We start from the raw sequence: 12553 nt of genomic DNA, 5'->3' as shown, positions 1-12553 counted from the left end.
ACAGCGCGAGCCGATTTTCCGGAACGTCCGGTTGGCTTTGTGGTTATCGACCATGACGGCGGCGTCAACGGCGCGGTTTATAAAAATTGGCGGCAGGTTGTGAAGTGGGCTTACCATTTTCCTTATTACCAGATTACGGACGACGGGACGGCACAGCAGAACGTCAGCGAGGCGCTGCGCGGCGGGGCCAAGCTGGATAAGGCAAGCATGGAAGCTTTGGCAGAAAAAAGCAAGGTGGACGTGCTGGTAGTGGCGCGCGTTTATGAAATGGACGAAACGATGGTGTCCGGCGGTTTCTTCCGCGACCGGGAAACATACGTCAGAGTAGTGGCCGACGCCGATTTGTACGTTTACAAAAAGGACGGCGCTAAATTACTCAAGAAAAAATTGCGCGAGCGGCAGCTGCGGGACTTGGGCAATTACGACAAGCCGGAAGAAACGATTAAATGGGAGCTTTCCAAATTAGTCAACACTATGGAAGGCAGACCGGTTATCGGCGCGTAAAATTAAATTTGCGAATGACAAAAAAGCAGAGTCTGCGGGAAGCAGGCTCTGCTTTGTTAGCTTGCGTGCCTTTTTGCTAGTACGGATAAAAAAAATATGATATAATGCTTGAGAAACCACTATCTATATGCAGCTGGACTTATAATGAAGACATTTAACGAAGGATAAAGGAAAAGAAGATGACTAATGGATTTGCAGCTTTAAAGGTGTGCGCCCATACGGTGGCGCAATTGAATAAGATGGGCATTAAAAAGCCTATGCCCGTACAGGAGCAGGCGATTCCGGCGCTGTTTGCCGGGCGCGACGTTATCGCCCGCGCGCAAACTGGCACTGGCAAAACGCTGGCCTTTTTGGTGCCGCTGGCAGAAAAAATCGACGCGGCGAAGCCCTATGCACAGGCTTTGGTGATTACGCCGACCCGCGAGCTGGCGCAGCAAATTGCTACCGAGCTGAAGCGTGTGCTGGGCGAAAGCCAGCTCAAGGTTTTGGCCGTAACCGGCGGCCGTGATTTTGAGACGCAAAAGTATAAGCTGGAGGGCCGCAGCCATGTGCTAATCGGTACGCCGGGGCGTTTGCTGGACCATATCCGCAAGGGCAATACGGATTTGGGCGGCGTAAAATATTTGGTGCTGGACGAAGTAGACGAGATGCTGGAGCAGGGCTTTATGAACGACGCGCTGGATTTAATCGCCATGACTGCGCCGGAGCACCAGACCATGCTGTGCAGCGCTACGCTTTCCGAGGAGGTGCGCAAGCTGGGCCGCAAGCTGACGAAGAACAGCGCGCTTATCGACATCAACCCGGATAAGGCGACAGTGGATAAGATTAAGCAGATTTGTTTGAAAACCACCGACGAATATAAAAACCGGGCGGTGGCGGCGCTCATCGACAGGCTGAACCCGTATCTGATGATTGTTTTTTGCCAGAGCAAGGAGCGCACGAAGGAGCTGGGCGATTGGCTGGGGATGCAGGGCTATAATACGGACGTGCTGCACGGCGAAATGTCGCCCGCTAAGCGCAAGACGGTGATGAAGGCTTTTCGCGACGCTAAAATTCAAATTCTGGTAGCCAGCGATTTGGCGGCGCGGGGCCTGGACGTAGAGGGCGTGACCCACGTTATCAATTACGATATTCCTCACGATGTGGATTGGTATGTGCACCGCATCGGCCGCACGGGACGCGCGGGCAACGACGGCGTGGCGATTACCTTATATACGCCGGAGGAAGTGAAATGGCTGCGCAATATTGAAAGCAAGCTGGGAATTTTGCTGGAGCGGCAGAACCTAGAGGGCGAAACGGTGGCGCGCCGTGTGAGCAGCGCCGCGCCGAAAGCGAAGAAGCCTGCCAGGCCCAAACGCGGACGCAATGCCGTGGCCGATAAGCGCAAAGCGCCGAAGACCGGCAGCAACCGCCGCCAAGGACCGAAAAAATAAAAAGTAAGTAAAACAATACTCCTGGAGTTCTTTTTAGCTCCAGGAGTTATTTGCATATTCAATAAATTTATGTTAAAATTATATTTAATAATAAAAAGCTCTGAGAGAGATTGTAGAGGTGTAGGGTTTGAAATATAAAATTACCATGCCCAGCGGATTGGTCTTTGATTTTACTAATATGTTCGGCGAGAACCGCCTGCAGCAGGACGAAGTGGCACAGGCCATCGTCGAATGCGGCAGTCGGGCGGATGCCGCGGTGAGAAGCATTCGGGCTGAGGGCGTTGCGAAAAATCATTTGTCCAAGGATGGAACGCCGGAGCATGTATATTTTACGAGAATGCCTTATGTGGCGGAGGGCAACCCCAATACCGAGGCTTCTATTATTAAGCTGTTGAAATACAGCAAAGCCCTGCGGCAGCAGGACGTAGTAGTTTTTTTGGGCGTGGGCGGCTCCTATTTAGGCAACAAGGTACTGTTCGACGCTTTCGGCGGCTGCCCTTGGAATACTAACAGCACGCTGCGGCAGGGCCAGCCGCGCATTTATTTTTCCGGTAATAATCTGGACCCGGTGGACTGCAACGGTTTGGTGTACGAGGTGGAACGTCTGGCTGCCAGACATGCGGAGCGCGGGCAAAAGCTGAAGGTGATGCTGGTGCCGATTTCCAAATCGGGAACGACGCTGGAAACTATTTCTGCTTTTACCTATTTCTTCGACGTATTCCAAAAAGACCCGGATATTGCGCTGGATTGCACGGTAGTTACCGATTTGACCGCCGCTGTGGAGCAGGCGCCGCTTTTGCAGCTGGCGCAGCGCTTCGGCTGGGAGCGCTTTGATATTAAGGAAGGAATCGGCGGGCGCTTTTGCGTTATGACCGATCCCGGACTGGTGACGATGGCCGCTTTGGGCAGCGACATTGAAGAGTTCCTGCGCGGCGCGCGGGAAATGGACCGCTTCTGCCAGCAGGCGAATTTGGAGGAAAACCCGGCGCTTTTAAACGCGCTGCTGAAATATATGGCTTACCGCAAGGGCCGCGAAATAGAAGTCTTTATGCCCTACAGTATGCACCTGAAATCCTTGAGCGAATGGTATGTGCAGCTTTTGGCGGAATCCCTGGGCAAGCGCTACGACCGTAGCGGCAAAATAGTCAACTACGGCAGAACGCCCATCGTGGCGGTGGGCACGACGGATATGCACGCGCAAACCCAGCAGCATCAGGACGGGCGCTTAAATAAAGTGGTACAGTTCCTGGAAATTGCCAACCCAGAGGAGGAAGCAGTTATCCATAATCCCTTTGCCGACGTGCCCTTCTTCAAAAAATACGACGGCCTGGATATGAATAAGGCGCTGAAGGTGGCGCTGGCGGCCAACGAAGCGGCCTTGAGCAGCGATAACCGTTATAACGCCAAGTTCACTCTGCCCAAGCTTAACGAATATTATTTGGGGCAGATGATGTACTTCCTGATGCTCAGCGTGGCCTACGAGGGCGAGCTGGCGGACGTGGACGCTTATGACCAGCCCGGCGTAGAGGTTTACAAACGCATTATGAAAGCGCAGCTGTAAATTGTAATTTTAATTTTGCTTTATAAATCCATAATGAAAACGCAATCGTAAAATAAAAAATCCCCTTGCAGACAGAGCGGCGGTTCTGCTTGCAGGGGGATTTTCGTTTGGCGTTTACGTTTTAATTTTCCTGCCAGCCTTTGCATAAATCCTGCCAGCCCTGGCAGTTGGCGGCATATTTTTCCAGCTCCTCCGGCGTCAGCTCGATGGCGCTGTTGTGGCTGCCGCAGGCGGGGAAGAAGGTGCTAAAGCGCTGGAGGGAAATGTCTAAATAAGTTTTAACCCCGTCGTTAATAGCGAAGGGACATACGCCGCCGACGGCGTGGCCGATAAGTGGCTCTACTTCTTCTGCACTGAGCATCTTGGCCTTGCAGCCGAAGAAGTGCTTGAACTTGGCGTTGTCCACCTTGGCGTCGCCTGCGGCTACGATGAGCAGGCAGCTGCCGTCGTGGAGCTTAAAGGACAGCGTTTTGGCAATGCGGGCCGGGTCGCAGCCTGCGGCTTGGGCTGCCAGCTCTACGGTAGCGCTGGAGCTGGCAAATTCAATAATGCGGTCTTCTACTTTAAATTGGCGCAGATAAGCGCGCACCTTGTCAATGGACATAAGCGATTCCTCCTGAATTTTTTAAAATTATTCGCCGGTATATTTTGCCAGCGCGGCGCTGTCCGGCGTGGCGTAATAGGTGGTTTGATTAGTGAAAATGACGAAGCCTGGCTTGCTGCCCGCAGGCTTTTTCACATAACGGCGCTGCACGCAGTCTACCGGCACATTGCTGCCCTCGCGCGCCTTGCTGAAATAGGCGGCCAGCTGCACCGCCAAAGCGATATCCTCCTGCCTGGGCTGGGGCAGAGCCGTTTTCATAATCACATGGGAGCCGGGAATATCCTTGGTGTGGAACCACAAATCCTTCGGCCCGCCTAAGGTGAAGGTCACATAATCGTTCTGTCTATTATTTTTGCCGATGTACAAATCCGTATCGTCGCTGATTTTAAGATGCAGCGGCTGAGATTTTTGCAGTGTATTTTTATATTTCTTTTTGCCCGGCAGCTTGAGCAGACCGGCGGCAAGCATTTCCTGACGGATTTCTTCTATCTCGTTTTTGGTAGTGGCCGTCAGCAGTGAAGAATCCAGGCTGGCCAGATATTGCAAAAGGTCTTCTGCGGCGGCGATTTGCAAACGCACCTCGCTTTGAGCGCGCTTAAATTTATTGTAGCGTTTGTAATAGGCTTGCGCGTTTTCCGTAGGCGACAGCACGGGTGACAGAGCAATCTGCACCGGCTGGCCGTCGTAAATATTCAATAGCTTGGCGGAGGTCTGACCTTTTTTGATTTGGTAAATATTAGCCATCAGCGTGTCAGCCAGGATGCGCTGCTGTTCCGCGTCGTCGGCGTGGACCAAATCCAGCTGCAAGGCCTGCAGCTTTTTTTGGAGCTTGGCCGTTTCCGCATTTACCAGCTTTTGCAGCTGCTCGTGCTGGGGCAGCTGAATGGGGCGCAGGCTGACGGCGTAATTGATGGCGTTGTTGATATTGGCAAATTCCTTGACGCTGGCGCCCGGCTCTAGGCTTTGCGGCGGCAGCGTTAAAATAGTCTTGACCTGATTCGTGCGGCTGACGATGGCGTAAACCGGCGAGCTGCCGCCGTTGACGCGCTCTTGCAGTGCTTTTATGGCAGCGGCCAGGGCTTTGCACTCCGCCGGTTCCAGGCGCACGGTTTGCGGCAGAATATCCGCGGCGGCCAGCAGTTCGCCTGCGGTGGCTTTGCCCACGCCCGTGGTGGCGCTGACGAAAGCTTTGGCGAAATTGGCGCTGGGCAGGCTGTTGGCGGCGCTGACGATGGCCGCCGGGTCGCCTGTCAAAATATTCAGGCCGGACTGGGGCGGGGGCGCGATGTAAGGCTTGCCCGGCAAAACGGCGCGGTAGCTGCTTTGAGCCGCGCCGATATGCTTGAGACTGTCGATAATTATATCGTCCTGCACCAGCAGGATATTGGCGTTTTTGCCCGTCAGCTCAAAAATCAGCTTTTTGGTAATAATGCGGCTGGACTGCCCCAGCAAATCGATTTCTAAAGTAATAATGCGGTCCAGACCGCTTTGACTGATTTTCGTAATGCGGCCTTCTTCTAAATGCTTGCGCAAAAGCATGCAGAAGCTGGGCGGCGTTTCGGGATTTTCCGGCAGCTTATCGGGAATGTAGAGGGCGGGGCTGCCGCTGCTGATATCGGCCATGAGGGCGGAAGCGTCGCGGCTGCGGCGTACCAGCAGCAAAAGCGCGTGGGGGTTGGGCATAAAGACCTTGTAAATCTTGCTGCCCAAAAGCTCGCCGTCCAAATGGTCGGCGAGCAGCTTGAGAGTAAGTCCTTCCAGATTCATGTATGAGCTCCTTTCGGATGCAGAAAGCGCTCCCGCGTTGAGGGAGGCTCCATCTATCGCTTTATTTCATTATTATACTCTACATTTTTATATTAGTACAGACTTGACGCCGGCAGATAAAATCAGGGGATTTTTTGATGTTTTGCAGACGATTTGTTCCCTGAATTTGAGGGAGGTATTATGAAATGAAATTTTCAAATCGCAGCTCCTTATCTGTAATTCCCTTTCATGGCAGCTCACTGATATGCTCCTGCAGATATTTAATGAAATATTTGCTGGCAATCGGCAGGCTGTCTTTATCTTTATAACCAATAGCCAGAGAGCGGTAAATAGGCGGGTCTACAGGCAAGTATGCGATATTAAAATTAGTGCGGCGCAGCATAAGCTCAGCTAAGATGCTGACGCCTAGGCCCGCCTCTACCATTGTCATAATAGCGTAATCATCGTGAAGCCTGTATTTTATATCCGGATTTAAGTTTGCCGCACGAAAAGCGTTCAGCGGTTCGCTGTAATGTCCTTCCTCCAATAGGATGAAGGGTTCTTTTGTAAGTTCGCCTATGGGAACGCTTTTTCTTTGGGCCAGCGGATGCTTAGCTGGCACAACGGCCAGCATTTCTCCGTCTTTGAGAGGCAGTGCATTTAATTCAGGAGCGGCGGCAGGCGTAATGAAACCAAAATCAATAGCGCCGATTTTTATCCATTCCGGAATCAGCCTGTAATCCCCTTGGTGAAAAAGAAATTGCACATGAGGATATTGCTTCTTAAATCCTTTGATTAGCTGGGGCATCCAATGGCAGGTAATGCTGGTGATTGTGCCTACGCGGATAATTCCCGTTTCCAAACCTTTGATTTCGTTTGCTTTTTCCTGCATAGCCCGATAGCTGATAATACTGCGCTCGATGAAGGGATATAATTCTGCGCCTTCCAGCGTTAGCCTTACGCCTGTGCGGGAACGGGTAAGCAGCTTGATAGCAAGCTCATTTTCTAAAGAAGCAATCATTTGACTGATTGATGATTGCGTATAACCGAGAGCTTCTGCCGCTTTAGTAAAGCTGCCCATTTCTATAATTTTTTGCAAAGCTATATATCTGTTCATCGACAAATCGCCTTTCCTGATGTTTGTATTAAAATCATTCGTTTTACTTATTTTAAGCCGTGGACTACAATATAGTCAAGTCGGCTAATGTAATTGATAAATAAAAAGCAGATTAGTGAATTTCTGACCGAAATTTTTGAGTGAAAGAGTTTTGCTTTTAAAAGAACGTAACAGGAGGCTTTGTTAATGGAGAACTCAACAGCAAAAAAAGTTTACTTATGCAGTCGTATTCGGCGGACGCTTTCAGAAAAGATGCGCAGCAGATGCTGGAGCTGATTGCCGCTGAATTAGAGAACGTACAAACGGAAAAGAATATTAAAACCATCGATAGAAAATCGCCGCAGGAGCAGCTCGCTTTTTGGCAGCAGGAGCTTGCTGCTCCCACGGCTTGCAGCTTGAGCGAGCTGACGCAAAAAATTATGCAGCGCTCTATTCGCTTTCACAGCAAGGGCTATTTGGGACACCAGGTAGCCGTTACTTTGCCGCTTACGGCCTTAACCAGCGCGCTTATCGGCTATTTGAATAATTGCACGACGGTTTATGAATTGGGAATGGCGGGCAATGCCATGGAAAAGGTGGTCGTTGCTCATCTGGCTGAAAAATATGGCTACGGCCAGCGGGCAACGGGCTTCATTACGTCCGGCGGGTCCATGGGAAATCTTACGGCGCTGGTTACGGCTCGGACCTCGTCCGGGGTGGACGAGCGCGATTACGGCAGGCTGGCCGTTATGGTTTCGGAAGAAGCTCATTACAGTGTGGAGCGCGCCGCCAAAATTATGGGGCTTCCCAGCGACGGCATTATTAAAATTCCGACAGGTGCAGACTTCGCTATGCGCACCGATCTGCTGGAAAGCTATTACGAAAAGGCTGCGGCTGCCGGGAAAATAGTTTTTTGCGTGGTGGGCTGCGCTTGTACTACCTCCGTGGGAGCCCATGATAATTTGGAAAAGCTGGCCGATTTTGCTGAAAAACATAATATCTGGTTCCATGTGGACGGCGCTCATGGCGGCGCGGCAATTTTTTCCGATAAGTATAAATATTTGCTTAAGGGCATTGATCGGTCGGATTCTTTAATCGTAGATTTTCATAAAATGCTTTTAACGCCGCCTTTGTCCACAGCGCTTTTGTATAATAGCGGGCACCGAAAAATTAACGAATTTTCACCGCAGGCCGCTTATTTGTGGCAGGACCAGCTTTCTGAAGAATGGTGGAATTCCGCTAAGCATACCTTGGAATGCACTAAGCCGCTGACCGTTATTCATACCTACGCTATTATGCGGCTGTACGGCGACAAGCTTTACCAGCAGAATGTGGATACGCTTTACGATTTGGGCAGGCAGTTTGCCGCGCTTATTAAAGAACAAGAGGATATGGAGCTGGCGCTGGAGCCCAGCAGCAATATTGTTTGCTTCCGCTTTATTCCCGCTAAAGGCGATATTGATGAAGTGAATCGCCAAATTGCTGGGGAGCTTTTGCGGGACGGTACATATTATTCTGTCAGCACCTCGGTGCGAGGGAAATTTTATCTGCGGGTAACGCTGATGAACCCGCTGACAGGCATTGCCGAATTACAAGGCTTTCTGCAAAAAATTCGGGAGGCCGCCAAGGGTTTGTAAAAATTTTATAGTGCAATGCGGCAGTCTGCGCCCTTGCGGAAATTTCGTCTGGACAAATACTGCCGCATTTAGTATAATGATAAAGAACTTTATAACGGACAGTTCGTAACCATCCTGTCCTAAAATAAAACTACGGGCGAGATACTGGCGCCTGCCAGTATTTTATTTTGTGTGTAAGGATTTCGTCTGTAGCGGAGGAAATCCTTTTTTTGCGCCCGTTAGCGGTTGTCTAACGGAGGTATAAAAATGAAAGCGTTAGTATTGTTGAGCGGCGGCGTCGACAGCTCCACCTGCCTGGCTTTGGCGAAAGAAAGCTGCGCAGAGGTGCTGGCTTTGTCCATGGCTTATGGGCAGAAGCACCGGCGGGAGCTGGAAGCGGCGCAGGCTGTTGCCGCCTATTATAATGTGCGGCTGCTGCATATGAACTTAGCGGAAATTTTCGCGCACAGCGATTGTTCTTTGCTGCAGCATTCGTCGGCGAGCGTGCCCCATGCGTCCTATGCCGAACAGCTCAAGGAGCGGCAAGGGGAAGCGGTGAGCACCTATGTTCCCTTTCGCAACGGTTTGTTTTTGGCGGCTGCGGCCAGCATTGCGCTGGAGTATGGCTGCGACGTGATTTTTTACGGCCCTCATGCCGACGACGCGGCAGGCAGCGCTTACCCGGATTGCAGTCAGGAATTTAACGCTGCTATGAACGAGGCGGTTTATTTGGGTACGGGCAAAAAGGTGCGCTTGCTGGCGCCCTTTGTCAATAAAACGAAAAAGGATATTGTTGCCGAGGGCCTGCGGCTGGGCGTGCCCTACGAATTGACCTGGTCCTGCTACGACGGCGGCGACGCGCCCTGCCATTGCTGCGGCACCTGCATCGACCGGGAGGCTGCCTTTGCCGCCAACGGCGTGACCGACCCCTTGCTGAGAAAGGAGAGCAAATGATGAAACAGCATCTGCAAAATCAAAAATTAGTTTTTTCCGCGTTGTGCATTGCGCTGTACATCGTGGTGATGCTCTGTACCCAAAGCTTTGCCTTTGGGCAGTACCAGATTCGCATTGCGACGGCGCTTTACGGCCTGAGCGCGCTGTTTCCTTTCCTCATTGTGCCATTCGGCCTGGCTAATATTATCAGCAATACGGTAATGGGCGGATTGGGGCTGCCGGATATTATCGGAGGCGGCCTAGTGGGGCTGCTGACCACCAGTCTGATTGTGTGGGGCAAGCGCTGCGGCTGCGGCAACTGGATTATCGCTGCGGCTGTGACCTTCGTGCCCGGCTTGGGCGTGCCCGTCTGGCTGTCGGCTATTTTAGATTTGCCCTATTGGCTGCTGGCTTCCAGCCTTTTGGTGGGTCAGGCCATTTGCGGCGTGGTAAGTATGCTTTTAGTAGCGGCTTTGGAGCGCGTGGGCGCGGGCAAATTTTTTATTTTAGAAGGAGGGCGCAAGTAATGAGCAGTGGCAGAAGCAAGGAAGAATTACAGGGAGTGCATCTTTTGGGCCATAAGACGCAATATAAGAGCGACTATGCGCCGGAGGTTTTGGAATGCTTTCCCAATAAGCACCCCGAAAACGATTATTTCGTCAAATTTAATTGTCCGGAATTTACCAGCCTGTGCCCGATGACGGGCCAGCCGGATTTTGCGACGATTTATATTTCCTATGTGCCGGACGAACGGCTGGTGGAAAGCAAATCCTTAAAGCTGTATTTGTTCAGCTTCCGCAATCATGGCGATTTTCACGAGGACTGCGTGAATATTATTATGAAGGATTTGATTAAGCTGCTGTCGCCTAAATATATCGAGGTGTGGGGTAAATTTTTGCCCCGCGGCGGCCTGTCCATCGACCCGTACGCCAATTATGGCAAGCCGGGCACAGAGTGGGAAGCGGCGGCGAAAAAACGCCTGCTGATGCACGACTTGTATCCGGAAAATATCAGCAACAGATAAAAATAAGGCTCCCAGCTTTCGGTACACAGCGTACTGAAGGTCGGGGGCCTTTTGCCGTATATTTTATTTTGCCATGCGGTAGATAGCGGCCATATCCTGCTGGTTCAGCACCTTAAATTGGCCGATGGTGCGCGTGCCCATGAAGCTGCATTTATAAGCCAGCTCTTCAATTTGCTCGTCGGTCAGCTCTTTGCCGATTAAGGTGTGAATATCGGTGGGCATACCGATGTGGCGGAAGAAGCTTTCCATAGCGGCGATGCCTTCGAGAGCAGTGGTCTCAGGGTCGCGGTAATTATAGGGCAGGGCGAAAACGTTTACCGCCAGCTGCGCGAAGCGGGCGATATTTTCGCGGCAGACGTAGCGGGCCCAGCTGCCCCAGATTGCCGCCAGACCTGCGCCGTGGGCGACGCCGAAGATGCCGCTGAGCTCGTGCTCCAGCTGATGGCAGGCCCAGTCGCCAAAGTCGCGGTCGCCGGTAGTTCCGTTATGGGACAGCGTGCCGCTCCACATAATTTCGGCGCGGGCGTCGTAATCCTCCGGATTTTTCAGCGCAATTTTAGCGCTGCGCATAACGCCGCGCAGCAGCGCTTCGGCAATACTGTCGGTTAAATGCAGCGCCTGCGCCTTGGGCGTAGTAAAATAACGCTCCAGGGTATGCACCATAATATCCGTGCAGCCGCTGGCCGTCTGGTAGGCGGGCAGGGTGTAGGTCAGCTGCGGGTCGAGCACGGCAAATTTGCAGTAGCAGTAATCGGTGTTCAAGCCGCGCTTGAGCAGGCCGTCCTCGTTGGTGATGACGGAAGAATTGCTCATTTCGCTGCCTGCCGCTGCGATGGTCAGCACTGCGCCCAGGGGAGCGCAGGCGGTGATTTCCTTTTTGCGCAGATAGTAATCCCAAACGTCGCCGGGATTGGTCAGGCCGTAGCTGATGGCCTTGGCGCTGTCGATAACGCTGCCGCCGCCCACTGCCAAAATAAAATCCACGTTTTCCTTCCGGCACAGCTCCACGCCCTCGCGCACTTTACTGAGCAGGGGATTGGGCACTACGCCGCCCAAAAGGACGTATTCCAGTCCGGCTTGTTTCAGGCTATCGCAGATGCGATCCAAAAGTCCGGATTTAACGGCGCTGCCGCCGCCGAAATGTACTAATACCTTGTGGGCTCCATATTTATGGCACAGCTGTCCGGTCTGTGCTTCTGCATTTTTGCCAAAGACGATTTGCGTTGGCGCTTGAAATTTAAAATAATCCATGTAGCTTCAGCCTCCTTAAAAGCTTCGTCGTGCGGGCGCGTCGCCTGCTGCTTTAATTCTAGCACGACGCCGCGCTTTTGTAAAATAAGCTGCGTTTGCCAAGGACAGCGGTCTTTGCTATAATTAAAAGAAAAACGGGAGGCGCGTTAAGATGCAATATATCGCTTGCTACGGCGATTCCTTGGTGCAGGGCTTTCCCTACGGCCCCAAATATTCTTGGACGGCGGCGGTGGAAAAGGCCGGAAAAATTAAAATGCTGAATTACGGCTTGTGCGGCGATTGCTGCGACGATATTTTATTTCGCGCGCGGCAGTACGCCTTGCCGGAATATGTCAAAAATATTTTATTTTTAGGCGGGGCCAACGATATTTTGCAGGGGCGCAGGCAGGAGGATATTTTGGAGGATTACCGCAAGCTTTTAGCCTGGTGCGCAGAAAAGCGCTACGCCTTGTGTATCGTTTTGCCATTAGTGAGCGCGGACGAATATTTTAACCGGCGTTTGCTGCAGCTGCGGCAGGACGTGGAGCTGCTGTGCGCTGGCAAAGCCTTTCTTTTGGATTTGCAGCCAGCCATCGGGCTGGACGCCGGCGCGCGCAAGCGAGCTTATTTAGACGGCGTGCACCCCTTGGCTGCAACCTACGAGGCTATGGGCGCTTACGCCGCGCCTTTTTTGTCACAATTCCTTCGCTTGACTAATTTATAGGCAGCCGTTATAATAAAAGCAACTTCATAAGGTAAACCTTTGGGGCAGGGTGCGATTCCCTACCGGCGGTATAGTCCGCGAG

12 protein-coding genes are annotated in these 12553 nt (G+C 52.0%); 8 read left to right on the top strand and 4 right to left on the bottom strand.

Annotation, left to right across the window (positions count from 1 at the left end; genetic code table 11):
* The 3 genes from QZ105_RS09090 to QZ105_RS09080 form a co-directional block, all read left to right on the top strand.
* The coding region (locus QZ105_RS09090; RefSeq protein WP_293729604.1) for a hypothetical protein at nt 1–504 on the top strand (504 nt) is incomplete at its 5' end.
* 179 nt (nt 505–683) lie between these two features.
* Nucleotides 684–1937 carry a DEAD/DEAH box helicase gene (locus QZ105_RS09085; RefSeq protein ID WP_293729603.1) on the top strand — a complete coding sequence of 418 codons (1254 nt, stop codon included), beginning with the start codon at nt 684–686 and terminating at the stop codon, nt 1935–1937.
* A 145-nt stretch (nt 1938–2082) separates the two neighbouring features.
* A complete protein-coding gene (locus QZ105_RS09080; RefSeq protein WP_366936032.1) occupies nt 2083–3498 on the top strand; it encodes a glucose-6-phosphate isomerase in 1416 nt (471 codons plus the stop codon).
* A gap of 121 nt (nt 3499–3619) precedes the next feature.
* On the opposite strand, the gene QZ105_RS09075 is transcribed toward QZ105_RS09080, so the two are convergent.
* The 3 genes from QZ105_RS09075 to QZ105_RS09065 form a co-directional block, all read right to left on the bottom strand.
* On the bottom strand, nt 3620–4102 hold the full coding sequence (locus QZ105_RS09075) for a YbaK/EbsC family protein (RefSeq protein WP_293729601.1): 483 nt from the start codon (nt 4100–4102) through the stop codon (nt 3620–3622).
* A 27-nt stretch (nt 4103–4129) separates the two neighbouring features.
* Nucleotides 4130–5869, bottom strand: a complete 1740-nt coding sequence (locus QZ105_RS09070) for an NFACT family protein (RefSeq protein ID WP_293729600.1) — start codon at nt 5867–5869, stop codon at nt 4130–4132.
* Nucleotides 5870–6095: 226 nt separating this feature from the next.
* Nucleotides 6096–6965 carry a LysR family transcriptional regulator gene (locus QZ105_RS09065; protein WP_293729599.1) on the bottom strand — a complete coding sequence of 290 codons (870 nt, stop codon included), beginning with the start codon at nt 6963–6965 and terminating at the stop codon, nt 6096–6098.
* Between the two features lie 218 nt (nt 6966–7183).
* Here QZ105_RS09065 and QZ105_RS09060 point away from each other — a divergent pair, with 218 nt between their 5' ends.
* The 4 genes from QZ105_RS09060 (at nt 7184) to queF (ending at nt 10517) form a co-directional block, all read left to right on the top strand.
* Nucleotides 7184–8581: an aminotransferase class I/II-fold pyridoxal phosphate-dependent enzyme gene (locus QZ105_RS09060; protein WP_293729598.1), complete on the top strand. Its 1398-nt coding sequence runs from the start codon at nt 7184–7186 to the stop codon at nt 8579–8581.
* A 246-nt stretch (nt 8582–8827) separates the two neighbouring features.
* Nucleotides 8828–9514, top strand: a complete 687-nt coding sequence (queC, locus tag QZ105_RS09055) for a 7-cyano-7-deazaguanine synthase QueC (protein WP_293729597.1) — start codon at nt 8828–8830, stop codon at nt 9512–9514.
* The gene (locus tag QZ105_RS09050; RefSeq protein ID WP_293729596.1) at nt 9511–10020 is read left to right on the top strand and encodes a QueT transporter family protein; all 510 of its coding nucleotides are present in this window, start codon (nt 9511–9513) and stop codon (nt 10018–10020) included. Before queC ends, QZ105_RS09050 begins: the two co-directional genes overlap by 4 nt.
* Nucleotides 10020–10517 (top strand): preQ(1) synthase, encoded by a 498-nt coding sequence (queF, locus tag QZ105_RS09045; RefSeq protein WP_293729595.1) that lies wholly within the window; start codon nt 10020–10022, stop codon nt 10515–10517. Before QZ105_RS09050 ends, queF begins: the two co-directional genes overlap by 1 nt.
* Before the next feature lie 63 nt (nt 10518–10580).
* Here queF and QZ105_RS09040 read toward each other — a convergent pair whose 3' ends face one another.
* Nucleotides 10581–11768, bottom strand: coding sequence for an iron-containing alcohol dehydrogenase (locus QZ105_RS09040; protein ID WP_293729594.1), 1188 nt, complete (start codon nt 11766–11768; stop codon nt 10581–10583).
* Between the two features lie 151 nt (nt 11769–11919).
* Between QZ105_RS09040 and QZ105_RS09035 the strand changes: the two genes are divergently transcribed.
* A complete protein-coding gene (locus QZ105_RS09035) occupies nt 11920–12471 on the top strand; it encodes a GDSL-type esterase/lipase family protein (protein ID WP_293729593.1) in 552 nt (183 codons plus the stop codon).
* The last annotated feature ends 82 nt before the right edge of the window (nt 12472–12553 follow it).

The organism is uncultured Phascolarctobacterium sp., assembly GCF_905212365.1.
Taxonomy (GTDB): Bacteria; Bacillota; Negativicutes; order Acidaminococcales; family Acidaminococcaceae; genus Phascolarctobacterium_A.
This window is presented reverse-complemented; position numbering and strand designations above follow the sequence as displayed.